Below are 24,075 nucleotides of genomic sequence, written 5' to 3'. Positions count from 1 at the left end.
GCACGGCGCCAATGAGTGACGCACAGTGATGCGATCGGTGAGGTCGTCCGATCCGCCAGAAAATGGGAGTCGAGATCTCCCTCACCATCACCGCAACGGCGGAATGGAATCGCGGCAAGGACGCGGGGCGTCACTGAGAAGTCAACGCGCGTTCTGACCATTTGCCCGCAGGCAGAACCCAGCAACGCGCCAGACCGAAGCGGTTGAGACCCCGTCGTAGCTGCTTGAAGTCTATTTCCATAGCGCGTCGGCAGGATTGGCTAGCGGCGTGCCGCAGGGGGTGCTCTAGTCGTAGACCAGGCGCGATGCCGGTCCACGATGACATTGCAGCGCGAGGCTCTTGGGATTTATATCCGCTGGCCTGAACCAAAGAAAGTCGCACATCATCGTCTCAAGGATGTTCGAATGATGCTTGCAGAAGAACGCCAGGTGATCATTCGCGAGAGATTGGCCGAGCATGGCAAGGTCCTGGCCAACGCGCTGGCTCTTGAATTTCGTGTCTCTGAAGACACTGTGCGCCGCGATCTACGCGATCTTGCCAGAGCCGGACTTTGCCGCAGGGTCTATGGCGGAGCGCTGGCAAGGGCATCGGAGGCCAAGACCGGGCCCGAGGCGGTCGAGGTCCTCGACCATGGATCTCGCACCGCTGGCTGCTGCCGGAGCGAAACTCGTACAATCCGGCGCAACGATCATGATGCACCATGGAGCCCTCAGTGTTGCCTTCGCCGGCGCCTTACCCCGCGACATGTCTTTAACGATTGTGACGAATTCCCTACTTGTCGCGACTGCGCTGGAAGGGCATCGTCAAGCGAGCGTCGTTCTTTTGGGCGGCTTGTACGACCAGGAGAAGGGATGCTCTGTTGGAACTACCGCCCTTTCGCAATTGGAGCAGTTCAACGCCGACATGTTCTTTGTCGCCGATTGCGCGGTCCATGCTTCCGTCGGATTGACCGCCTTTGACCTTCCCGACGCCGAAATCAAGCGCGTTATGTGCCGCCGAAGCGCCGCGAGAGTAGTTGTCGCTACGGTCGAGAGCATCGCGAAAACCGCCCCCTTTCAGGTTTCGGGACCTGACGCGATCGACCATATGCTCGCTGGGCGCCAGCTTGACGCCGAGACCCTCGAACCGTTTCGACGCCAAGGCACAGTTATCCACCGAATAGCCTGAGGACTGCGACAAAATCTTTCGCAAGCCGTCGGTCCGATGTTGCCGGATGATGGATCGCTCAAGACTAGGAGCCGACAAGATCCTGCATCAGGATTTTCAACTCGCGCGCCACATCGTAGCTGTCCATCTGGTGCTGCTTTTTGCAGAACAACTCGCAACTCCACCAGCTGTCGTAGCCGGTGGATTTCACTGCAGCCACCCACTCTCTCAGGTTCAATACGCCCTTGCCGGTTTCGACGTCGCGAAGAACAGGCTCGTTAGGGATGCCACCGCTGAACGCAAGAGAGTCACAAATGTGAACTCCGTAGATGAGGTCTTTGTCCAATTGCGAAATGCGTTCCGGGCCGTCGCCGGAGGTGTAACAGTGCCAGAAATCGACGACGACGCGTATGTTGTCGCGTGCCGCTTTCCTTATGGTCCGAAGCTGCCTGTCAATTGTATTGAGTGGGGTCCAGGACAGCGCCTCATGGTAGATGACCAGGTTGCGTTGAGCAGCGAGGTCGGCGACGGCTGCCAGCCCGGACGCCGTGATGTCGATCTGCTCCTCGATCGGCAGCCCGACGACGCCTCGGTAAAGATCCGGGTGCCTCTTGCTGGCCTCGGGATCGAGAGCCGCGAGACTGATTGGACCGGTGATGACCTGAATGCCCTTCGCTCCAACCGAGACGGCGAGTTCTATCAACTCTTCCGCGTCCTTCAGCAATGCTTTGCGGGCATTGCCGTGGCGCTCCACATCGAGAAGAAATCCGATGCCTGGAATGAACATGTCATCGATCAAGCGGCGCAGCTCCTGGAAAGTGAACCCGGCATCCAGAAAAGCGCGGATCTTGGCCCCAGAGGCTTCCAGTCCGTCGAAGCCGAGCTCGCGCGCAATATCCACATCTAGGGCCAGCGTGCCGTGTCGCGCCACGAGAGCATGCAGAATTAGCTGGTTGCGCTTCGTCGTCATTGCTGTGCCCGTCGCTTGACTACCGGATTATGTCCAATGCCAGGTCCCTGCTGGATCACGACGGTGGCATAGAGCCTCGCTGGCTCTGCGGCGCCAGGCCGATAACCACTCTGGTTGCTCATGGCTTTCACCATCGCGAGCCGATTACCCGCGCAATCAAGACATATCGCATGCCGAGGGGAAACTGCGCGGCAGCCCGAATTCGTGCGCGACCTAAGGTTCCGGTCGCGTCACATTGCGCCAAATTCGCTGCTAAGGGGGCAAAATGGCTTCCGATTAAAAACGAGCCCGCTATGCGGCTGAGTTCGCAGCCCACGGGAACTGACCGATCCCATATGTCGCAATGCTTCTTTCTCAGCGCGTCACATCGCGTCTATTAAAGCTACCCTGCGAACTTGTCGCGCAGCCACAGATGACTGCTTACTGGGCGCATGGACGAGGAGCATATCCACAATCGCCTCGCCAACAAAGACAAGAGGTCGAACAATGAAACTGACTGGCGGGCAGATCGTCGCGAAAGCGCTCAAGGAATATGGCGTCGAATACGTGGCTGGTGTTCCCGGCCATGGCATCTGGTCTCTGTTCGATGCCTTCCTGGAGGAAGGCTCGCAATTGCCCTTCATCCAGGTCATGCACGAACAAAGCGCCGTTCACATGGCGGACGGTTATTTCCGTGCAAGCGGCCGGCCAATGGCATGTTCGACATCGGTCGGGCCAGGTGCGACCAACACAATTATTGGCCTCGCCACAGCCTATTGCGATTCCACCTCGCTGTTCTACGTCTCCGGCTCGCCACAGACCTACATGCACGGCCATGGCACCATGCAGGAGATCGAGCGCCAACAGGACAATGCTTTCCCGCGCATCACCGAGCAGGTGACAAAACGGGCATGGCAAGCCCAGTCCGTGCAGGTCCTGCCGAGCATTATGCATCGCGCCTTCAACGCCATGCTCACCGGCCGCCCGGGTCCCGTGCATGTCGAGGTGCCGATGGACGTTCAGGTCGAAGCGGCCGATGTCACCATTCATCCGCTGGAAAAGCGCCTTCCCATTGGCGTGGCCTATCCCGATCCGAGCGCGATCGAGGCCGCGGTCAAGGTCCTGTTGAGTGCCGAACGCCCGGTCATCGTCGCCGGTGGCGGTGCGATCACGGCCAACGCGTCGAGCGAACTGACGCGTCTGGCCGAGCGCGTCGGCGCCGCCGTTTCGATCACCTGGAACGGCAAGGGCGCCATCTCGGAAGATCACGAGCTCTTCATTGGAGCAGTCGGCCAGACCGGCACGACCTGCGGCAACAAGATCACTGCTTCCGCAGATGTGGTCGTTTCGGTCGGCTGCCGCTTCACCGACTGGTCGGCATCTTCCTACGCCAAGGGCGTCTCGTTCTCGATCCCTCCAGGTAAGCTGATCCATATTGACCTCGACCCGCGCGAGATCGGCAAGACCTATCCGACCGAGGTGGGGATCGTATCAGACGCAAAGGTGGCCTTGGAGGCGATCCTGGCCCTCATCTCGGAGGGCGATGCAAAGAAGGCTCTGGGCAAACGCGAGCAGTTCCTGGCCGACGTTCAGAAGGCCAAGGCGGACTGGATCGCTCAGGTGTCGCCGCGCGAAAACAGCCGCGAAACGCCTTTCACCTCCCAGCGCCCGCTGGTCGCTTTGCGCAAGGTACTCGATCGCAACGGTATTGTGGTTGTCGGTTCGGGCAATACCCAGGGCTCGGTGAAGCAAAGCTTCCCTGTCTACGAGCCTCGCACCCACCTGACCTCGGGCTCCTATTCGCCAATGGGCTGGGCGGTGCCGGCGGCGTTGGGGGCAAAGCTCGCATGCCCGGACCGCCAAGTCGTGGCGATCGTTGGCGACGGTGACTTCATGATGTCGCTGCCCGAAATGGGTACTGCCGCGATGAACGGCATCAATGTGGTCTTCCTCGTGCTGAACAATTCGGGATATATGTCGATCCGAGGCGGTCAGCGCAAGTTCATGGGCCGTCACATTGCTTCCGAATTCAACCATCACTCAGGCAATGGTCAGCCTTATTCGGCCGATATCACGGCTTCGGCGCGCGCGTTCGGGCTCGAGGCCTGGAAAGTCGAGAAGGATGAAGATCTCGAAAGCAGCCTGAAGGCAGCCTTGGAATGCGGCGGGCCCGCTCTCGTCGAAGTCATCGTGTCGCGTGACGCTGCGGGGCCGTTCGCCACCGGCTGGTGGGATTTCCCGTCACCAGCCTACTACGAAAAAGAGCAGGCTGCTTACGCCCAGATGCGTGCACGCGAACAGCACCTCTAGCAAAATTGACGCGAGGGTTGGTCATGCGCCGCCCTCGCATTTCGCCATCCACCACATTGATGATGCGGCGCGCAAGCGCCCGCAAACCAAGAGTTGTTGCCATGATACGCACGGTCAAGCCCGCCAAAGGCAGTGTCGCAGACGATGGCCAGCCCGCAGTAACCGCGACAGTCCAGGCATTGCTGGCGCAAGTCGAGAAAGGGGGCGACGCGGCAGTGCGCGATTTGTCCATCCGCTTCGACAGGTTCGACCGCGACAGCTATCGCCTGACCAAGGCTGAGATTGACGGATGCATCAACGCGTTGAGCAAACGCGAGCGCGAGGATCTCGATTTCGCCCAGGACCAGATACGCAAATTCGCCGAAGCCCAGCGGGCCACACTTCGCGATCTGGAGATCGAGACGCTACCAGGCGTTATTTTGGGGCATAAGAACATACCGATCGAGAATGTCGGATGTTATGTACCGGGCGGCAAATATCCGCTGCTTGCCTCTGCTCACATGACGGTCTTGACCGCTCGCGTGGCAGGCTGCGAACGCGTCATCACTTGCGCTCCGCCGTTTCGAGGCAAGATCGCCGACAAGATCGTCGCCGCCCAGGCGCTTGCGGGCGCGGACGAAATCTATTGCCTTGGCGGTGTCCAGGCGATCGCGGCCATGGCCTATGGCACTGAGACGATCGCTCCCGTGGATATCCTGGCCGGCCCCGGCAATGCCTACGTCGCCGAAGCGAAACGGCTGCTGTTCGGCGAAGTTGGCATCGATCTGTTCGCCGGTCCGACCGAGACCTTGGTGATTGCTGACGACAGTGTCGACGGTGAGATCGTGGCGACCGACCTGCTTGGCCAGGCGGAGCACGGCGTCAACTCTCCCGCCGTTCTGATCACCAATTCTGAGAAACTTGCCCGCGATACCCTCGATGAGATCGAGCGTTTGCTCAAAATCCTGCCGACTGCGGCTGTCGCCGGCAAAGCCTGGGAAGACTACGGCGAGATCATCCTGTGCGACACGCTGGATGAGATGGTGGCGGAAGCGGATCGCATTGCCTCCGAGCACGTGCAGGTCATGACACGTGATCCGGACTATTTCCTTGAGAGGATGAAGAACTATGGCGCTCTGTTTCTGGGCGCTCGCACCAACGTCTCTTTCGGCGACAAGGTGATTGGAACCAACCACACGCTGCCTACGAACAAGGCAGCCCGATATACAGGCGGTCTGTGGGTCGGCAAGTTCCTTAAAACCTGCACCTACCAGCGGATCGAGACCGATGAGGCGTCCGCCTTGGTCGGCCAGTACAGCTCGCGCCTCTGCATCATGGAAGGTTTCGCCGGCCACGCCGAGCAGTCCAACATCCGCGTCCGCCGCTATGGCCGGCGCAACGTTCCATACGCATCGGCAGCCGAACCGCTCTGATGCGCAACACGCCCCGGCACGCGCCCCACAGGATCGAGCCGGATCATCAAGCCACCAACGCAAGCAACAAGGGGAACTACAATGAAGCTCACCACCATCCTAGCCGCCTCGATCGCCTTCATGCCGGTTGCGGCAATGGCCGAAAGCAAGGGCAAGGTCGAAGGCATTCATCACTGGGTGTCCGAAAGCGAGGTCAAAGCGCTCAAGGTCATCACCGATAAGCTGGCCTCCAAGGGTTACACCTGGGAAGATAGCGCGGTCGGCGGTCTGAGCGGCGCCAACGCGCTGCAGGCATTGCGCACGCGTCTTGCCGCCGGGAACCCCCCGGCAACGATGCAGTTCCTTGGCTATGAAGGGCTCGACTGGGGCAAGCAGGGCGTCCTGCGCTCTCTCAACGATCTCTACACCAAGAACGGCTGGGACAAGGCGCTCGCCCCGCAGCTGCTTGCATTCGTCAAAAACGGAGACGACTTCATTTCCGTGCCGATCAACATGCACAGGCAGAACTGGCTTTGGGCGAACAAGGCCGTTTTCGACAAGGCCGGCGTCAAGGAACCGAAGTCTTGGGATGAGCTGATCGCCGACGGAGACAAGCTCCGGGCCGCCGGTGTGGTCCCGCTCGCCATGGGTGACGAGAGCTGGCAGATCCTCGAGGTCTTCGAGGCAATCCTTGTCGACGTGAACGGGCCCGAATTCTACAAGAAGGCAGTCATCGACCTGGACGAGGGCGCTCTTTCGAGCCCCGAAATGATCGCGACGTTCGACAAGCTTAGGAAGGTCCGCGGACTTGTCGATGACGGCTTCACCGGGCGTGATTGGGCCGTCGCAACGGGCATGGTCGCGGATGGCAAGGCCGCCATGCAGGTCATGGGCGACTGGGCCAAAGGCGAGTTCCTTGCCAAGGGCCTCAAGCCCGGCGTCGATTTCCTCTGCTTCCCAACGCCGACCGACAAGCCCAACTTCAAGTTCGTGATCGACGCATTTGGCATGTTCAAGGTCGATGATGCCGTGACCACAGCAGGCCAGGACGCCTGGGCAGAATCGATCATGGATCCCGAGGTGCAGAAGCAATTCAACCTGATCAAGGGTTCGATCCCGGCTCGCTCCGACGTTCCGGTAGACAGTTTCGATGATTGCGCGAAGCGCAGCTATGCTGACCGCGAGGCGGCGGTGAAGAACGGAGCGATGCTCGGCGGCCTCACGGAAGGCTTTGCTGCCCAGCCTCAATTCGCCGGCGTCTTCACCGACGTCGTCGGCAAATTCTTCGTCACCGACATGTCGTCCAAGCATGCTGTTCAGGCCCTGGTCGACGGGATCAACAACGCCCGCTAGTCCAAGCCATCAAAGCCCTCCCGGCAATCGTGCCGGCGGGGACACCGTCCGCAACAATGCTCGGCAATAGCGAGGTTGGTCCCATGTCGCTCAAAAACAAATTGGACCTATGGCTGCCGCGGCTCGTCCTGTCGCCCAGCCTGCTGGCCGTTCTGATTGCCGTCTATCTCTTCATAGTCTGGACGGCCTGGATCTCGCTATCTTCGTCCCAGATGGTCCCGAAGTTCGACTTCGTCGGGCTCGAGCAATATGTCCGTTTGTGGTCGACCCCGCGCTGGCACACTGCAGTCGCCAATCTCTTCATCTTTACGGCGTTGTTCCTGGCGATCACCATCGCGCTGGGCTTGTTCCTCGCGATTCTGCTCGACCAGAAGGTGAGGGCGGAGGGCTTTCTGCGAGCCGTCTACCTCCATCCCATGGCCTTGTCATTCATTGTCACGGGCACAGCCTGGAAATGGATCCTGAACCCGGACCTCGGCCTGCAGAAGGTCGTCAACGAGCTCGGCTGGACCGGTTTTGTCTTCGATTGGATCACACAACCAAGCTTTGCAATCTACTGCGTGGTGATCGCAGCGGTCTGGCAATCGACGGGGTTCGCGATGGCCATTTTCCTGGCCGGGCTGCGAGCGATCGATACTTCGATCATCAAGGCCGCGCAGATCGAGGGAGCCAGCCTGCCGCGAATCTACCTCAGCGTCATCGTGCCGATGCTGCGCCCGGCATTCCTGAGCGTCATCGTCCTACTGAGCTATATCTCGATCAAGAGCTTCGACCTGGTTCTGGCCCTCACAAATGCCGGGCCTGGCAGCGCCACCGAAATGCCCTCGACCTTCATGTTCGCCGCGACGTTCAGGCGCAACCAGATGGGCGTAGGTGCCGCCAGCGCCATCATGATGCTGATGACGGTCGCGGCCATCATCGTTCCCTACCTCTATTCGGAATTGAGGGAGGACCGCAATGCGCACTGAAGCACGCTCGGCGCGTCGTTCACACCAGATCGGCCGCCTGTTCATCTATGGCTCGCTGATCGCGCTCGCCGCCTTCTACCTGATGCCGCTTTGGGTGATGATCGTCACCTCGCTCAAGTCGCTGGATGAAATCTATGGCGGCTCCTTCATCGGGGTGCCCCAGGCGATCACCTTCGGAGCCTGGAACAAGGCATGGCAGGAGGCCTGCATTGGTACGGCCTGCACGGGACTGCGGCCATACTTCATCAATTCCATCCTCATGGTCGTGCCCGCCGTCATCCTGTCCACGGGGATAGGCGCGATAAACGGCTATATCCTCACGAAGTGGCGTTTCGCCGGGGCGAACGCAATATTCGGACTATTGCTGTTCGGCTGCTTCCTGCCGTTCCAGGCCGTTATCTTGCCCATGGCGCAGCTGCTTGGTCGCCTCCACCTTTCCGGCACCATTCCGGGTCTCGTGCTGGTTCACACCGTATACGGCATAAGCTTCACGACCCTGTTCTTCCGGAACTATTTCATCACGATCCCGGACGAACTGACCCGCGCGGCTCAAATCGACGGAGCTGGGTTCTTTCGGATCTTCTTTTCAGTGATGTTGCCGACCGCGCTTCCCATCATCGTGGTCTCTTGCATCTGGCAATTCACGCAGATCTGGAACGACTTTCTTTTCGGCGTGTCGTTCACCGCAGGGCAATCATCGCCGATCACCGTGGCGCTGAACAACATCGTCAACGTGACGATGGGGCGCAAGCAATACAATGTCGACATGGCGGCCGCCATGATTGCCGCCATCCCCACCCTTCTCGTCTACGTCGTCGCGGGACGCTACTTCGTGCGCGGTCTGACCGCCGGCGCCGTGAAAGGCTAGTGCTATGTCAACGCTTGAAATCGATCGGGCCCGCAAGCTCTACGGTGACCTCGAAGTCCTGAAGGAGGTCAGTATCTCCATCGCCACCGGCGACTTCCTGGTGCTGCTCGGCCCTTCGGGTTGTGGCAAGTCCACACTGCTCAACATGATCGCCGGCCTCGAGAACATCTCAGGTGGCGAAATCCGCATCGCCGGCAGGGTTGTCAACGACCTGTCGCCGAAAGACAGGGATATCGCCATGGTGTTCCAGTCCTACGCCCTCTATCCCACGATGACCGTGCGCCAGAACATCGAGTTCGGCATGAAGATCCGCGGCGTGCCGCAAGCCGAGCGGGACAAGGCGGTCAAGACGGCGGCCGACCTGCTCCAGATGACGCATCTTCTGGACAGGAAGCCCTCGCAACTCTCGGGAGGCCAGCGCCAGCGCGTGGCAATGGGGCGCGCGATCGTGCGCCAACCCAAGCTGTTCCTGTTCGACGAACCTTTATCCAACCTGGACGCCAAGTTGCGCGTCGACATGCGAACCGAGATCAAGCGTCTTCATGCACGATTGGGAACCACAATCGTATACGTCACGCATGACCAGATCGAAGCCATGACGCTCGCCACGCGCGTTGCCGTGATGAAGGACGGCGTGGTCCAGCACCTTGACGATCCGCAGTCGGTCTACGACCGGCCGGCGAACGTATACGTGGCCAAGTTCGTGGGCTCGCCCTCCATGAACATCGTTCCGGCGAGACTTGACGTGGAAGACGGTCGGCCAGTCGCGGTGATCGACGTCCCAGGTGGGGCGGCTGCCCGCCTCTCAGGCATCCCTTTGTCTTCACAAGCGGCAGCCAAATACGCTGGGCGCAGTATTCTGCTGGGCGTTCGTCCGGAGTTGTTCAGCGTCGCCGGCGCTCAAGCCGCGCAAGCGGTCACGGTAAACATCGACGTTGTCGAGCCTACGGGCCCCGATACGCTTGCTCTTTTCCAGGCAGGCGGGGTCGAAGTCACAGCTCGTGTGCCGCCAAGGGCCGTGGCAGCCCGCACTTCGGCGACCCTCGCGGTCGATACTGGCAAGATCGTGCTGTTCGATGCCGACAATGAGCAACGCATAGACTGAGGCATCGACGTGGATCAAACAGCTGATATCGTCATTATCGGGTCAGGCATAGGAGGCGCTTCCCTGGCCCATAGCCTGGCCGGCACCGGCAGGCGCATCGTGATTCTGGAACGTGGCGAGCACCTGCGCGACGCGCCCCAGGCGCGCGACGACCGGGCGATATTTCTCGAGGGCTTCTACCGTTCGACCGAAGAGTGGCTCGGCGACGATGGGCAGGCTTTCCTGCCCGGCAACTATTACTATGTTGGAGGCAATTCCAAATTCTTCGGCGCGGTGATGTACCGCTACAGGCTTGAGGATTTCTCGCCCCGCCCGCACATGGACGGCGCCTCGCCTGGATGGCCGATCACCTACGAGGAGCTCGAGCCCTGGTACGAGCGAGCCGAGGCGATTTTCAAGGTGCGGGGTGACCCCACGCAGGATCCCACCGAGCCGCCGCGCACCGGTCCTTACCGTTTTCCGCCGGTACCCGACGAGCCGGCCATAGCGGCCGTGCGCGCTCGCTTGAAAGAGGCGGGGATCCATCCAGCCAGCCTTCCCCTGGCTATCGACATCAATGAGTGGCTTCGCCGCGCAAAGACCGGTTGGGATGCGTTTCCCAACACGGGTTCCGGCAAGATCGACGCCGAAGTTGGACCGCTGACTGCCGCGTTGAACAGCAGCAACGTCAGTCTCGTGACCGGGGCCAGTGTCGTACGGCTGGAAACCGATCCGACGGGTCGCAAGGTGACTGCCGCGGTGTTTTTCAAGGATGGAGTTGAGCGGCGGATCAGCGCTGGCGTCTTCGCCGTTGCGGCTGGTGCGGTCCAAAGCGCGGCACTCTTGCTGCGGTCGGCGAATGCCGCGCATCCGCGCGGGCTGGCCAACGGCTCCGACCAACTCGGCCGCAACTTCATGAACCACAACACCACCGCCATGCTGGCGATCGATCCGCGGTCGGCCAATACGTCGGTCTACCAGAAGACCCTGGCATTCAACGACTTCTATAACGCCGATCCGGAAACAGGTTTCCCGCTTGGCAACGTGCAATTGCTTGGACATATCACGGGTAACATCCTCAAGGCGAACGCGCCCTTGCTGCCACGGTGGCTGGCGGGGCTGATAGCCCGCAATTGCTATGGCTGGTTCTTGACCAGCGAGGACCTGCCCAATCCAGAGAGCCGGGTCACGGTTCAGAATGGCCGCATCGTCATGCATTGGGTTCGCAGCAACATGGGAGCGCACGAGCTGCTGATCCGCAGGACGCGAGGTGTGATGCGAAGGGCGGGCTTCCCCATCGTTCTTACTCGAACCTTCGGCAGAAAGACGACTTCGCACCAGTGTGGCACTGCCAGGCTTGGAAGCGATCCGGAGACGTCGGTTGTGTCGCCTGATTGCCGTTCCCACGAAATTGCAAACCTCTATGTAACCGACGCTTCTGTGCTTCCGACATCCGCGGCCGTCAACCCGGCACTGACTATCGCGGCGCTCGCCATCAAGGCTGGCGCCGTCATCAGCCGGTCGTGAGGACCTCATCTTAGTATCCAGACTTGTGAATCTTGCACCTGTGTGGGTGACGCCCGAGGTCTTGGCTGAGCGGAGTTAGCAACCATGATTGCCGACCGTATCGAAACGGATCTGATCGGACCGCTCGCTGTACCGGGCCACGTGCTCTATGGCGTGCACACCCGTCGAGCAGAACAGAACTTCGATGTGTCCGGGCTGCGGCTGAAGGATTTTCCCGAGTTCATCCAGTCGATGGCGATGGTGAAAAAGGCTGCTTGTCTTGCAAACATGGAACTCGGACTGCTCTCGCCCGAAAAGGCCCAGGCTATCTCAGATGCGTGCGACGATATCATCGAACTGAAGGGGATCGAAGAAAACTTCCCGGTTGACATGATGCAGGGAGGGGCCGGTACGTCGACAAACATGAACGTCAACGAGGTTGTGACCAACCTGGCCCTGATCAAACTCGGCGCCAAAATTGGCGATTACGCAAGGCTGCACCCCAACGACGACGTAAACCTTTCCCAGTCGACAAACGATGTGTATCCGACCGCAATCCGTCTGACGGTTTTGCGGGCCTGCGACGGGCTCGTATCGGCACAAGTCAATTTGCGTGATGCGTTTCGCGCCAAGGCGCTCCAGCACGCGAATGAGCTCAAGGTTGGCCGAACTCAGCTTCAGGACGCGGTGCCCATGACAGTTGGGCAGGAGTTCGAAGCCTTTGCTGAACTCATCGACGAAGATATCGTCCAACTTCAGTCGGTCGCGAGATTGTTGTTGGAAATCAACCTTGGGGGCTCGGCGATCGGCACTTCGATTAACGTGCCCCGCGAGTTCCCAGGCATCGTTTGCGGTCATCTGTCGCGAATATCAGGCATTCAGCTTGTTGCTGCCCGTAATTTCATCGAGGCAACGTCGGACACCGGCGGCTTCGTTTCCTTTTCGGGCATGCTGAAGCGCATCGCAGTCAAGCTGACCAAGATCTGCAACGATTTGCGCCTGCTTAGCAGTGGGCCGCTTGGCGGACTGGGCGAGATTCGATTGCCACCCGTGCAGGCCGGCTCTTCGATCATGCCGGGTAAAATCAATCCCGTCATTCCTGAGATGGTGAACCAACTCAGCTTCCAGGTGATTGGCAACGATCTTACCGTGACACTGGCCGCAAGCGCGGGCCAGCTTCAGTTGAATGCAATGGAGCCGGTGATCGTCTTGAACATCCTGCAATCCATGCGGTTGTTGACGAGAGGAATGCGGATTTTCAAAGAGCGCTGCGTGGACGGGATCGAAGTCGATTTTGGTCGTTGCAGAGCGCTGCTTGATCAATCCCTCGTTCTGGCAACGCCCTTAGCAAAACTGATCGGCTACGGCAAAGCAGCCGAATTGTCCAAGCGCGCTTTGGCAGGGAAGAGGACCTTACGCCAAGTCGTTGAAGAAGCGGGGGTTCTGCTTCCCGACCAGGTTGAGCATATTTTTGGCAACAGCGCTGAGTTCGCTGGTCTCCCCGACGCCTCCCCGGCTTGAAGATTGGAAGACTGTCTCGGAAGTGATGACCGGGACATCCCGGTCGTCGGGCTTGGCGCAGCGGATGCCGTTCGCACAGCGCCAAATGGGTAAGGCGCCGCTCGCAAGAGACTGCTGGCCCTTACGTCAGCTGGTCAGGACCTGTCGTGGACGGCGATGACAGCCTTGATCAGCCCAGCCTTCTCGCGTGACCAGCGCGCAATGTCGTGAGGGCTCTTGGCCAGAGTGGTCCGGTGGGTCACGAGCCTGGTAATCGGTATTTCGCCGTCCCGGATCGATGCGGCGACCTGATCGAAATCGCTCCTGGTGGCGTTACGGCTGCCGATCACCGTCATCAAGAGCAGAGCCGAGATCGTGCCTCACTTACCCGTCCATTCGCGAATACGGCGCACGACCTCAGTTGTCGAGATGCCGTACCGATCGTGAAGTGTCGGCAGAGCACCGGCGTCCAAAAACTCGTCGGGAAGGGCGATCTGCCGAAAGGCGGGTGTCACGCCCTCGCGCATAAGCAATGCGGCGACACTTTCACCCAGTCCGCCTATGACGGTGTGGTTTTCCGCCACCACCACCAGCCGGCCAGCTTGGCGCGCGGCCGCAAGAATTCTCTCATTGTCCAGCTGAGATTGCCTCGGATAGTTTGTCGAACGCAGCCTTCTTCCCCGAAGCCCGTCGGCAGACAAGGCGGACCCGGTATTCCCTGGTCCGCCTTTTTGCGTCCTTCTAATGGCGGGTTCGCGGGTAAGCCTTACGTCTTCGTTTCGGGGGAGAAAATGGAAAAGCGAAACGAACGGCGTACTGCGGCAGGAATCGGTGCAGAAAGGCCCACGCAAAAGTCCCCACATCTTCGTCAGTCGCTCACTCCCCGGCGGGTGTGTACGCGCTGGCGACCTTGTTTGATATCGCCACCCCGCCGGACATCCGCTCGCCTTCCAACTCGGAATTCTCCTAGGAACACGTCATCCTCCAAGCTTTCGACCTGACGTTCCAGCGTCTTCCGTTACCGTGCTGCTCGAATGAGAAACTCGGTGCTGAGTCGAAATTGGTACAGATGGCGATACTTGCTCGATTGCTAAAATAGTGAAATTTTCGCCTCGAGTGCCTGGAAGCAGGATTGGGGAGATGTACTTTCCTCAGTTTCTGGTCGGAATGCTGATCACGTCGAGCGTAGTCGGAACCTGGGCCTATGAGGTCACAGGGTCCGTCTGGATGAGCATTGCCTGGAGCCTCCTAGCCGCGCTTCTGTTGCAGGTCGGCTATCTCGCGATTGTGTTCAGGCTTGTATATGGTCGGCGACACTCCGAGCCGAAGGCGAAGGAGACCGATCCGGACGCTGCCAAGCAACAATCCCTTCCACATCAGCCACGACATACGGACGGCCGCTGACCAACTGCCGGCTTGGGCGTTCTCGTCCCTGCTTTTTTGGAGACCCGTAGCGTCCGCGCAGGCCCCCGTATGTGTCCGATCACAAGATTCCCGCCACATTGCCGAGCTTTGGTTAGCGTCGCTCCCGGGTAACATGCAACAAGCGCTGGAGTCGGACCGGCAGGTGCGGCGAGGCGTGCAATTCGGTACAGCTCTTTTTCCATCGGCGGAGATATTCGGCGATTGGAACCCCGCTGCGGCCAGGCCAGCGGTTGAGCGCGCCCAGCGCCTCAACGCAATCGGGAACCTGTTCGTATTCTGCGAGAATGGTCGGGCACATTGCTTGCGCGAACGGATTGAGACCTGGAACTTCGATCTCGTTTCGGTGGTCGGCGAACCACGTCGCAGCATCTCGGGTTAGCCCCTGGCTGTCGGCGAGCGCGGTATAGCGTTTGATTATGTTCCCACGATATTCGGCAATGGCATCGCCGAAAGCGTTGTCACCTGCGAAAGGCGGGTCCTGTTTCCAGTCTTTCGCCAGGCGTCCCAGGCCTCGCAGCGAGAAGGCCTCCACCATGGCTTCCTCCAGCCATTGGCAAGGCGGTGCCGGCTTCGCATCGGCCTGCCAGCTGTTGGCAAGCACATGGCCGAGTTCATGGCCGAACTGGTAGGCAAGCTTCGACCAGTCCCGTTCGCCGATGTCGACAATGATCCAGGCCATACTGCTGCCGTCGGGATGCAGCCAGATCGCCGGCTGTCCGGTGCCATGGCGGTCGACGCGGAGCCTTGCCGGCTGGCGATCAGACAGCAGTCGGACGCCGTCTAGGCAGGCGCGCCGCGCCTTTTCAACGACCTGTTCTGCCGCTTGCGGGAGCATGCGGCCCCAATTGCCCGCGAGTTCGAGGGGGGCGGACAGAAGCGTCGCGGGTGTCTTATTCCGGGGGGATGGCATAGCTGCATAGCCCGGGTCCAGGATGGCCGAAAACTTTGCCATTGCGGTAGCCGATGCTGCCGCAACGATAATGCCAACCGCCAAATCTCGGCGCCTCATAGCCTCTCCAGTTGGCGGACGCAAATCCTCCAAAAGTTCGAATGCCTGGTCCAAGCCGTCTCGCCAGCTATCACCGATCCGGCTAGACTTGAAGTTCTCTCAAGTGGAGGCCGGGGCGCAAGCTGGTTCGCTCGATGCAAAGTGAGTGAATGGACGAACCATCGCCAAAATGGGGCTAAAAGCGTCATGTCGGAGATTTATGTAATCAATCTCGATCGAAGTGTCGGGCGGCTGGATAAATTTCGCAAGTTGAACTCGCACCTGCCGGAAGTCCGGAGGTTCTCCGGATTTGACGGAAAATCCATCGACCGCGACAAGCTGATAGAGAGTGGGGTTATCAGTTCGGATTTGGAGTATGCGCCTGGGAGTCTGGGCTGCGCCATCTCGCACGTGACGCTCTGGAGAGAGGCCGTCGGTCGCCACAAGGTGATAACGGTTGCCGAAGATGATGCGATCTTCTCTCGCGAGTTCGAACGACATACGAACACGCTCTTGGCGAACATCCCGGCCGATTGGGATTTCATCCTGTGGAGTGCAAGTCTGCGATGCTATGCTTGGCTAGATGCCCTTCCTGGCGGAACCGGTGCCAGGCTGGAGTTCTTTCCGGGCGAAGTCATGACGCATATTGCTGACTTCCAGGAGGCGGCAATCGAACCTGCTCTGCTTCGAGCGCGCTATCTGCTCGGCACGGTTTGTTACTCCGTCTCGCCACGTGGCGCGCGCGCGCTGTTGGAGTGGTGCCTTCCGATACGGCCGATGATCGTGGATTTTGCAGGCTTCGGCCTAAGGCTGAACAATGCAGGCATCGATTGCATCATGGCGGGCGTGATGCCCTCGCTCAAAGCCTATGTGTGCTTGCCACCGCTTGTCATCAGTGACGAACGGCCGGAGGAATCGGTACGGATCAATACGTGAGCGACAGGCTGGCGTTGACCGCAGTCGGCCAGTCCGTCCCATCAGGCAACCGATAGCGTTCACCGAACACCTTCTTCGCCGAGCGGCGCTGCTCGATCTTCGTGCCGGCGCCGAATGAAGAAATCGAGGTTGTTCCTGAGACGCTCATTGCCCGGGTCAAGCTCGAGCGCCATCTGCCCCCATTCCACAGCACGGTCCATCGCATTCAGGTGCCATGAGGCGATGGCGCCCAGATCAAACAGCCGAAAGCCCCAGCAGTTCGGGTCATCGAGATAGCTTCCGGTGCGACGGGTGTTTTCGATTCCGTTGCTGCACGCCCAGAACAGATTCAACCAGTCGGCCCTGCCGTGGAGTTCCTCCGCAAGGTCGGCCCAGATCTCGCGCCGATGCGGCGCTTCCATTCGCGCTTTGTCCAACCACACCAATCTCTGGTCCGGCATCATGCGTGCGATGTAGCGCATCGCTTCTGACCGTTCCTCGCCCCAGGTGCTTGTCGGCAAGCCAAGGTAGCGCTCAAGCAATTGAACGGCCTCGTCGGGCCGGTTCGCCCACATCAGGTCCCGCCCGAGCCAGAAACACATCTGTGCGTCGTCGGGATCTTCCTTGTAGGCAACCTCCATCAGAGGCAGGTAGCTGCTCCTGGTTGGTTTGGCCAGGTCCTGCACCTCGAACATGACCAGGTCGTTGCTGGTCGTGACCACCTCCCTTTCTCCGGTGAAGACGAGGGCCTCATGGACGGGGCGCTTGAAGCGATATCCCCAGCGATGGTGAAAATTCTTGGTGGCCCATTGCCGCAACGGTCTGGGGTCGTCGACACTCGCTCTATAGATCGTCTGGCAATAGAGGGCTGTCGTTTCGGGTCTCCAGGCCGCCTCCAGCTTGGGGCGCCAGCCGGGCTCGAGGAAACGGTCCATGTCCATCGTGCAGCACACGTCGACGTCGGCGGGGATGAGTGCCAGGGCGGCATTTCGGGCGTCGTCGAAGCGCCATGGGCGGACCGCGATCCGGTGCACCGTGACGCCGGCGTTGATCAGTCGGGATACCGTGTCGTCGGTGCTGCCGGTGTCGGCGACTATCCGATAGTCGGCGCCGACGGCCGAATTTGCCCACCTCTCGACATGTGCGGCTTCGTTCAACGCGATGGTGTAGACCGCTATCTTCAAGGAAGGGGTCCGCGATTGGACGCAGTCGCTAAGCGACCTCCCGCTGAACGGCTGGACTCGCCCGAGCCCGACCGCACCGCCCTGTGACGCTCATCGAACAAGGCCGACGCCTCCGCGCTTGCGGATCGCCACTAGCCCTCCGAGCAATTTTGCCTGGCTAAGCTCGAAATGGCTGTCGAAGAACCGGATTTCGGCGAACTGATCGGCAAGGTCGCTGATACCGACCGGGTCGATTGATCGGGCCGTGCCGTGCTGTTGGATTTCTCGCAAGAGATGCTTGGTGAGTGTGATTTCAACGGCATTTTCGCTTGTTGGCTGCCAGTCGAGGTCTTCGATGAAATACCATCCACCCTCTGCGAGCAGCGGGAAGAATTCGCGCAGCGTCAGTTGCTCGTCGAACGAGGCGTGGCTGCCGTCGTCGATAATCACGTCAAGCGAGCCCGGTTCCAGCTTCGCCGCGACGGAGCGCAGATCCTCCAGCTTGGATTGATCGCAAACGAAAGACTTGAACCTCTCATTGTTGAACTGAGAAAAATCCGTCAGGTCGACACCGATCACCTCGGCGTAAGGAAAATAGGACTGCCAGAGCGAGACCGAGGGCGTCTCGGACTGGTTGCCCTCCGCCGCGATGCGACAGAGGCCGATCTCCAATAGCCTCCGCATGCAAAGTCTCCGGCTCGACAGCAGCCGCTCGTAGACGCGTGCGTAAGCATGCCGGTTGCCGGTATGGCGGTTCTTGTCGGTGTTGAAGCGATCAGCAAGATCGATGAGTGTGGGAAAGCTCCGCAGCGGCTCGACCAGCAAGGAGATGAGCGGCGCTCCTTCCCCGCCCGAGCGAGCCTCATTTCGTGCCGTCCACAGGTGTGTTCCGAAGACACGCTCATCATTCAGGTAGACAGCCACATCGGCGAGCGGCTTTTCGAACTCGCCTATCTCGGTCCAATCGATCGCGTTAAAGAACATCGGCCCGAAGACCCAATCGCGCAGCTCGGCGCCTTGATCCGAAGCGATGTAGTCGGAGAGCAGTTTCGGGCCGATCTCGCCGAACCCCTTGCCGCTTGCACCGAAGAAGCGCTCGATTGACATCTCGTAGAGCGCTCTCAAATGGGGGCTGAAGGCTTCGGCATAGATGACGTTGCCGCAGACGAAGTGGCCTTGGTGCCCGCCGCGCCATTGCAGATTGAAAAAGTAATCGCCGCGGAACGGAAACGGTCGCAGCATGACCACGTCGCAATCCATCCATAACCCGCCATGTTCGTAAAGCACGGCGTAGCGAAAGGCGTCGCTGAAATAGCGGATCTCGGAGCCGGCGACCATTCGCTCGAACAAGCTGCGCGGCATCACGTCATCCGCGGCGCGTACCTCGACGCCGAATGGCACGAGGAATTGAAGCTTGTTCGGCGAGTAGCTCCAGACCCTCACGGGATGGCCTGCCGCGCGCATCGATGTGGTGGCGGCAATCAGGGTCAGATGCTTCGCAGTGTCGGAAAGCACCTCGTAAAAGCAGTGGATCTGAGGCAGCGCGGCATCTCCCCAGTCCAGGAAGGGGGCTATCCGGCTATCGAACGCCCAGGATTGATCGCGGCGCTCATGCGGCGAGTCTGCGAAGCGAAGGAACGGCGCCAGCTCGAGCAGGACCTCCTCTGTGCCTTTCGCATTGCCGGAGAGGACAATCCTGCTCGCCGCCTTCGGGAGTCCGTCGCCAGGCCGGGTTTCTTGATGGAGGTCTGCGGGTCCGGGCAAGGCGCGGGCGGCGAGTTCTTTGCGCTGCTGAGCCGCCGCAATTTGTATGGTCGCACCGTCCGCCGACGTCGTCGCAAGTGAGCTCCAATATGCCTCGCTTGCGAACAAATAGTCGGTCCTCTCCAGCAGCGAGCTTACCTCCGAGGCATCGACGGCGGCGATCCACGCTTCGCTCTCGGCGACGCCGTACGAAATCAGCAGGCGCTCGTCTTTTGGGTGCCAGGCTAGGCCTGCGGCGAATTCACCCCCCTTTTCATTGAAGAAGAACGGCCGGCTGATCTTTGCCAAGCAGCCTGTTTCGTCCAACCAGACGAAGCGGTGCTGGCAGTATGGCTGAGCCCCGTCCGGCCTTGCCCGCGTCTCGTGCGCGAGTGTCAGCCATCCGCCTTCGAAGGCAATCGCCTGGGTGCCTCCCTTGAGCTCGTCGGCAGCGACGGAAGACGGCTTTTCCGATATCGTCTGCCCTTGATCGCCGACAATGCGGATGGAATCACCCACAGAAAGGAACTGCAGCCGCTCCCGGTCGGTGCCGATGCCAGCCGGCTTGACGAGGGGGAGCCAGTTGTTGCCGTTCACCTTCGCACCGATCGGCCGGAGCACACGCCAGTCGGTCATCCGGTATGGTGCAGGCCCGCCGTGGTCGATGCGCGCGATGACTGGTTCGCCTTCTGCGGCCGACGCGCGCATATAGGCGCTGCTCCACAATTGCCCCTCCCAGGCAAACGGGCGCATGGCCTCGAGGCCGCAGCCGTAAGCAGGTCGCGGCAAGTCGGTCGGCTGTGAAATCTCATCGGCCGACGCGATCCCGAATTCGCTGTCGATGCGCAGCAAGAAATTGCGTGTGTGCACCGCCGCTCGATCCGGCGCTCGAGCCCGGAGGTTCTCTTCCGCCGCCGCCAAGGTGATGGCCCCCTGCAACACTACGATCTGGTTGTCCCAGCGAGCCACGGAGGGGTTTGAGAGCCGATAGCCGTCGGGCGGCATGAAGCCGACCGGTTGCGCAGTGAACGATGGCATCATCGTCTTGGCGGGCTGGATGTAGAAGAACAGGTTGGAGCGCGCCAGATCGCGGGAACCGTCGGCGATGCTGCGGCTCAGCGCCAGCCAATTGCACACTGCGAACCCGCGGTCCTTGCGCAATGGATCGCTCGCGTAGTTTGCCGCGATCGCGTATTCCTCGCGAAGGCCCGTCGTGTAGATGAAATCCTCGAGAAACAGGATGTCTTGCTCCGGTTTCCTGATCGCCAGACCGGCTTCCGAAAACAGCACGCTGGCGTCATTCATCCCCTTCTCGCGATGGAACCGCGCGAGGTCGTAGAGGGGTTCGGTACGTTGCGGGCGCTGATTGAAGGCTGCAAGCGCCTGGCGAACGAAGCCTGCGTCGTCCCCGAGCTTTCTTAGGCAGCGCGCCTCCTGCAGCCGGGCGTTCCATGCTTCCTCGTCCCAGCCGCCCATCGCCGCGCGTTTGGCGTAGGCTACCGCCGCCTCGGCCGTGCGTCCGGCGTCGCGGTAGGACTGCGCCAGGTAAAACCAGTATCGGTGGTTCTCCGGGTCTTTTTCCAGCGCCTCCAGCAGGAGCTTGATGTCGCGCTCGAACTTGTCGACGCGGTTCGATCCGCTGGCATGGTCCTTGTACCAAACGCCCTGCAGTTCCTTCACGTCGCCGGGAACGTCGAGATATTCATGCGTCACGCCACGGTAGCGGGCGCCGGCATCGCGCCTGACGATGCGGGTGTTCCAATAGGCGAGGTCGGAACCGGAGCGCTGGAGCAGCCGATAGCCAGGACAGTCGAGCTGCGCTCGGAAGCCCGCGTCCTCGACGACCAACTCCATGTCGGCGTCGTCAAAAAGCAGATAATCAAAGGCGAGCGACGAAGCATATGCATGATCGAGCGCGGCGTTGCGGGCCTGCTCGAAATTTTCGAAGGGGAACTGATGCAACTCCCCGGGCAGGTCGCGATCGGCGAAGAAAGCCCTGATGTAATCCTGGGTCCCGTCGGTCGACCCGGTGTCGCCGATGACCCAGCAGTCGATGTGGTCGACAACCGCCCCCAGACAGCGCTGCAGGTTCGCCATCTCGTTCTTGACGATCATGTTCAGGCAAAGTCGCTTGCCCGTGGTCATCCGTGAAATTGCCATCTCTCGCTCTGACGTTGCGCGACGTTCAAGCAATGCCATTCTCTGCGTGCCGCGGATGAATTCGCGGAGCCGTCCCGAAGCTCCCGTTGTCTACTTGTCCCGCCACCGGAGCGGCTAAGGTCCTCAGACGATCTCCGCCCACTTCACCGCCATTTGCCAAGCGACGTCAAGTTCGACGAAGCGGTAGTTGGCGTCGACCCCGTCGCGACGCCCCGACGGGGATGGCAGTGCTCAAGCTCGATCACGTTTCTGGGTTTGACGCAAATTCCGGGGTGCGGGTTAAGTTCTGGATTTCAAAAATATTTTCTAGAGTTTCGGTCTGTAATATTTCACGACCTAATACTTTAGAGGTAGGTCAGTTTAGTCGCCTCCACAGTTTACAGATCGCTAATTTTCAAATTTACTAATTTGCTGCTGTGGGGGGCCCACAGGTCGTGGGTAGCTGGCATTCTGCGGAAGTCGTAGGGGAGTCAAGCCAGAGGGTTTCGGGAGTAGCAAGACCAAAGTCGCGGACGACTAAGCACGTGCGTTTGGTGAGCGCGCGGCCGTGTGAGCGTTTGTCTTTTTTGTTCGGGTCGAACGGGTTTTCCACTCCGGAACTCTTTCGCGAGTTTTCGCCAAGAGATCGGCGTCAGCTGTGACGGGAGTGGATCGTGTATCACGTGATATCACGTGCGTTTCCCAGGGAGTTTGAAGCCCGCCGCTTCGACAAACTTCAAGCATATCCGCAACTGAGCGCCGCTGGCCGTACCCATCTATGCGCCGGCGGGAAATTTGTTGCTGCAAGGTGCGGCGGATTGCTCCCGTGCCCCGCATCCAAACCAAATCTCAACAGAGCTGTTCAAACCGAGTGCCGTCGGAAAACGGCGCCGTCTGCGACTTCCTGCCCGCCGATCGGACCGGGAGTCGTCTGGAGCAAAGGCTGCAGCCCATCACGTCTTCGCGCGCGAGCTTTCGTGCGGCCTTGCGGCCAAGCCCGTCGGGTCGGGGGCAGCACTGCGGTGATTGAAAATCAAGTGTCAAGCAGGAGAAGCCGCGGCACCTGCCGCCGCCAATCGGGGAGTGCATGATGACGTACGCAACTTCGTCTACTGCAATGGATGTGACCGTTAGGGGCGTTTTGCCCATCGGCGACGCCACCGAGCAAATAACCTATTTCATTCTGGATGCCGCCAAGAACGCGATCGTCGGCCAAGTCATTCTTCCCGCCGCCGTCAAGCGAAGCCACGCTGTCGCTATAACCGTCAAGGTTCCGAGCACCGCCGGCTCTCTCGTGATCGGCACATTTGACGATGGCGGGAATTTCCAAGCCTCCGGCTTCCTCCGTGTGGAGACTCCCCTCGTTGGCCGCCCAAGCGGCGCCATCGGGCCGTCCGGAAGATGACCGCGGCCAAGCGCCATTTCCGCGCCGCTCGCCGACTAAGCCGGTGGGCGGTTTCCCTTTTGAAATGAATTGGAAGCGAACAGGAGCCAGTCATGGCCCGTGCCTCTGAAATTCTCTTTGTGGATCCTTCGATCTCCGATCTCGAGACTGTTCTGAGCAACGTCCGGCCGGGGGTCGAGGCCATCCTGGTCGATGGCCGTCAAGCGCCGGCGGCGCAGATGGCTGCGGCGCTGAGAGGGCACGAAGAACTGCACGCGGTCCACATCATCGCGCACGGCGCACCTGGTCGGGTTGTTTTCGCTTCAGGAGAATGGTCGGTCGGGACGTTGAAGGGGGCGGCTGAGGAATTCGCCGCAATCGGCAGGGCGCTCGCTGCGGACGGTGAACTGCGGCTATGGAGCTGCGAGACGGCGCTGGGAAAGGCGGGCGATGCGTTCGTCGACGCTTTGGAAGCGGCCGTCGGCGTGGATGTCTGCGCGTCCAGTTCGCTTGTCGGTGCGGCAGTCCTGGGCGGTGCGTGGGAACTACCCGCACGTGCGGGCGCGTCGGCGCCCCTGCCGCCGCTGACCCCAGTTGGCGTAGCAAGTTACATCGGGGTGCTTGCAGCGGCCGATCTCACACTCACCGGGGACATAACTGCTGGCGGCAGCTCGTCGGCTGTTAACACATACTATATAGTGGACACTCACGCGATTCCTCCGACCAATCCGTCGCTTAATACGGCCGATGATACAGTTGTTGGTAGCTTTCAGCTTCCGTCTGCAAACCAAAACGGTTTAATCACCGACTTTTCTACAACAATAACGATTCCAAACACTACTGATATTTATTTTGTCTACGACAGCACTTTCAAACTCTACGGTACGCTTTCTCCAGTTCCCGGAGGTTATAGTTTTACGCCTGTAGATAATAATAATGGCGATAATGGCAATCACTTTGATACCGCTGCCTTCATCGCCACCACAGGTCAAGGCGCGACCGGACCCGCGGGTCCGACTGGAGCTACAGGTGCCGCAGGTGCGACCGGCGCGACAGGTGCGACCGGGGCCACGGGCGCTACCGGAGCAACCGGTGCGACTGGCGCTACCGGTACGACCGGCGCTACGGGCGCTACCGGAGCAACGGGCTCGACAGGCGCGACCGGAGCAACCGGCGCCACAGGTGCGACCGGAGCCACGGGCGATACCGGGGCAACCGGTGCAACTGGCGCTACCGGTGCGA

16 protein-coding genes and 2 pseudogenes are annotated in these 24,075 nt (G+C 60.3%); 12 read left to right on the top strand and 6 right to left on the bottom strand.

The window, feature by feature from the left end; genetic code table 11:
• The first annotated feature begins 631 nt into the window (after positions 1-631).
• Entirely contained in the window at positions 632-1,168 is a 537-nt protein-coding gene (locus tag EOA75_RS02980) for a DeoR/GlpR family DNA-binding transcription regulator (protein WP_245466551.1), read from the top strand.
• Positions 1,169-1,232: 64 nt separating this feature from the next.
• Here EOA75_RS02980 and EOA75_RS02975 read toward each other — a convergent pair whose 3' ends face one another.
• On the bottom strand, positions 1,233-2,117 hold the full coding sequence (locus tag EOA75_RS02975) for a sugar phosphate isomerase/epimerase family protein (RefSeq protein ID WP_127213910.1): 885 nt from the start codon (positions 2,115-2,117) through the stop codon (positions 1,233-1,235).
• Positions 2,118-2,603: 486 nt separating this feature from the next.
• Here EOA75_RS02975 and EOA75_RS02970 point away from each other — a divergent pair, with 486 nt between their 5' ends.
• From EOA75_RS02970 to EOA75_RS02935, 8 genes are all read left to right on the top strand, one after another.
• Positions 2,604-4,406, top strand: a complete 1,803-nt coding sequence (locus tag EOA75_RS02970) for a thiamine pyrophosphate-binding protein (protein WP_095826381.1) — start codon at positions 2,604-2,606, stop codon at positions 4,404-4,406.
• A gap of 101 nt (positions 4,407-4,507) precedes the next feature.
• Positions 4,508-5,818, top strand: a complete 1,311-nt coding sequence (hisD, locus tag EOA75_RS02965) for a histidinol dehydrogenase (protein ID WP_127323603.1) — start codon at positions 4,508-4,510, stop codon at positions 5,816-5,818.
• Positions 5,819-5,899: 81 nt separating this feature from the next.
• The gene (locus EOA75_RS02960) at positions 5,900-7,150 is read left to right on the top strand and encodes an ABC transporter substrate-binding protein (RefSeq protein WP_127323594.1); all 1,251 of its coding nucleotides are present in this window, start codon (positions 5,900-5,902) and stop codon (positions 7,148-7,150) included.
• A gap of 83 nt (positions 7,151-7,233) precedes the next feature.
• Positions 7,234-8,118: a sugar ABC transporter permease gene (locus EOA75_RS02955; protein WP_127213912.1), complete on the top strand. Its 885-nt coding sequence runs from the start codon at positions 7,234-7,236 to the stop codon at positions 8,116-8,118.
• Positions 8,108-8,986: a carbohydrate ABC transporter permease gene (locus tag EOA75_RS02950; protein WP_127323593.1), complete on the top strand. Its 879-nt coding sequence runs from the start codon at positions 8,108-8,110 to the stop codon at positions 8,984-8,986. Before EOA75_RS02955 ends, EOA75_RS02950 begins: the two co-directional genes overlap by 11 nt.
• Before the next feature lie 4 nt (positions 8,987-8,990).
• On the top strand, positions 8,991-10,091 hold the full coding sequence (gene ugpC / locus EOA75_RS02945; protein WP_127323592.1) for a sn-glycerol-3-phosphate ABC transporter ATP-binding protein UgpC: 1,101 nt from the start codon (positions 8,991-8,993) through the stop codon (positions 10,089-10,091).
• Between the two features lie 9 nt (positions 10,092-10,100).
• A complete protein-coding gene (locus tag EOA75_RS02940) occupies positions 10,101-11,597 on the top strand; it encodes a GMC family oxidoreductase (protein ID WP_127323591.1) in 1,497 nt (498 codons plus the stop codon).
• Between the two features lie 84 nt (positions 11,598-11,681).
• Positions 11,682-13,097: an aspartate ammonia-lyase gene (locus EOA75_RS02935; RefSeq protein ID WP_127323590.1), complete on the top strand. Its 1,416-nt coding sequence runs from the start codon at positions 11,682-11,684 to the stop codon at positions 13,095-13,097.
• A gap of 134 nt (positions 13,098-13,231) precedes the next feature.
• On the opposite strand, the pseudogene EOA75_RS02930 reads toward EOA75_RS02935, so the two are convergent.
• The 3 genes and pseudogenes from EOA75_RS02930 to EOA75_RS02915 form a co-directional block, all read right to left on the bottom strand.
• Positions 13,232-13,432: pseudogene (locus EOA75_RS02930) on the bottom strand (dehydrogenase); the annotation flags it as partial.
• Positions 13,433-13,456: 24 nt separating this feature from the next.
• Positions 13,457-13,714 (bottom strand): annotated as a pseudogene (locus EOA75_RS02925) (transketolase C-terminal domain-containing protein); the annotation flags it as partial.
• Between the two features lie 878 nt (positions 13,715-14,592).
• A complete protein-coding gene (locus EOA75_RS02915; protein WP_127323589.1) occupies positions 14,593-15,453 on the bottom strand; it encodes a hypothetical protein in 861 nt (286 codons plus the stop codon).
• Between the two features lie 243 nt (positions 15,454-15,696).
• On the opposite strand from EOA75_RS02915, the gene EOA75_RS02910 reads away from it, so the two are divergent.
• The gene (locus EOA75_RS02910) at positions 15,697-16,425 is read left to right on the top strand and encodes a glycosyltransferase family 25 protein (protein ID WP_127323588.1); all 729 of its coding nucleotides are present in this window, start codon (positions 15,697-15,699) and stop codon (positions 16,423-16,425) included.
• Between the two features lie 59 nt (positions 16,426-16,484).
• Here EOA75_RS02910 and EOA75_RS02905 read toward each other — a convergent pair whose 3' ends face one another.
• Together EOA75_RS02905 and EOA75_RS02900 are read right to left on the bottom strand one after the other, a co-directional pair.
• Positions 16,485-17,588 (bottom strand): glycosyltransferase, encoded by a 1,104-nt coding sequence (locus EOA75_RS02905; protein WP_067330623.1) that lies wholly within the window; start codon positions 17,586-17,588, stop codon positions 16,485-16,487.
• A 90-nt stretch (positions 17,589-17,678) separates the two neighbouring features.
• The gene (locus EOA75_RS02900) at positions 17,679-21,470 is read right to left on the bottom strand and encodes a glycosyltransferase (RefSeq protein ID WP_127323587.1); all 3,792 of its coding nucleotides are present in this window, start codon (positions 21,468-21,470) and stop codon (positions 17,679-17,681) included.
• A 1,066-nt stretch (positions 21,471-22,536) separates the two neighbouring features.
• Here EOA75_RS02900 and EOA75_RS02895 point away from each other — a divergent pair.
• Together EOA75_RS02895 and EOA75_RS02890 are read left to right on the top strand one after the other, a co-directional pair.
• A complete protein-coding gene (locus EOA75_RS02895; protein WP_127323586.1) occupies positions 22,537-22,854 on the top strand; it encodes a hypothetical protein in 318 nt (105 codons plus the stop codon).
• A gap of 92 nt (positions 22,855-22,946) precedes the next feature.
• A partial coding sequence (locus tag EOA75_RS02890; protein WP_127323585.1) for a DUF4347 domain-containing protein occupies positions 22,947-24,075 on the top strand: 1,129 nt, incomplete at its 3' end.

Origin of the sequence: Mesorhizobium sp. M1A.F.Ca.IN.022.07.1.1 (assembly GCF_003997575.1) — a bacterium.
Lineage (GTDB): Bacteria > Pseudomonadota > Alphaproteobacteria > Rhizobiales > Rhizobiaceae > Mesorhizobium.
Note: the sequence above shows the minus strand (reverse complement) of the source record. Positions and strands in the feature narration are given on the sequence as shown.

Excerpts from the sequence above, each read along its gene's own strand:
- EOA75_RS02980 (WP_245466551.1), top strand. The coding sequence starts at position 632 with ATGGATCTCGCACCGCTGGCTGCTGCCGGAGCGAAACTCGTACAATCC.
- EOA75_RS02975 (WP_127213910.1), bottom strand. The coding sequence starts at position 2,117 with ATGACGACGAAGCGCAACCAGCTAATTCTGCATGCTCTCGTGGCGCGA.
- EOA75_RS02970 (WP_095826381.1), top strand. The coding sequence starts at position 2,604 with ATGAAACTGACTGGCGGGCAGATCGTCGCGAAAGCGCTCAAGGAATAT.
- hisD (WP_127323603.1), top strand. The coding sequence starts at position 4,508 with ATGATACGCACGGTCAAGCCCGCCAAAGGCAGTGTCGCAGACGATGGC.
- EOA75_RS02960 (WP_127323594.1), top strand. The coding sequence starts at position 5,900 with ATGAAGCTCACCACCATCCTAGCCGCCTCGATCGCCTTCATGCCGGTT.
- EOA75_RS02955 (WP_127213912.1), top strand. The coding sequence starts at position 7,234 with ATGTCGCTCAAAAACAAATTGGACCTATGGCTGCCGCGGCTCGTCCTG.
- EOA75_RS02950 (WP_127323593.1), top strand. The coding sequence starts at position 8,108 with ATGCGCACTGAAGCACGCTCGGCGCGTCGTTCACACCAGATCGGCCGC.
- ugpC (WP_127323592.1), top strand. The coding sequence starts at position 8,991 with ATGTCAACGCTTGAAATCGATCGGGCCCGCAAGCTCTACGGTGACCTC.
- EOA75_RS02935 (WP_127323590.1), top strand. The coding sequence starts at position 11,682 with ATGATTGCCGACCGTATCGAAACGGATCTGATCGGACCGCTCGCTGTA.
- EOA75_RS02915 (WP_127323589.1), bottom strand. The coding sequence starts at position 15,453 with ATGGCAAAGTTTTCGGCCATCCTGGACCCGGGCTATGCAGCTATGCCA.
- EOA75_RS02910 (WP_127323588.1), top strand. The coding sequence starts at position 15,697 with ATGTCGGAGATTTATGTAATCAATCTCGATCGAAGTGTCGGGCGGCTG.
- EOA75_RS02900 (WP_127323587.1), bottom strand. The coding sequence starts at position 21,470 with ATGGCAATTTCACGGATGACCACGGGCAAGCGACTTTGCCTGAACATG.
- EOA75_RS02895 (WP_127323586.1), top strand. The coding sequence starts at position 22,537 with ATGATGACGTACGCAACTTCGTCTACTGCAATGGATGTGACCGTTAGG.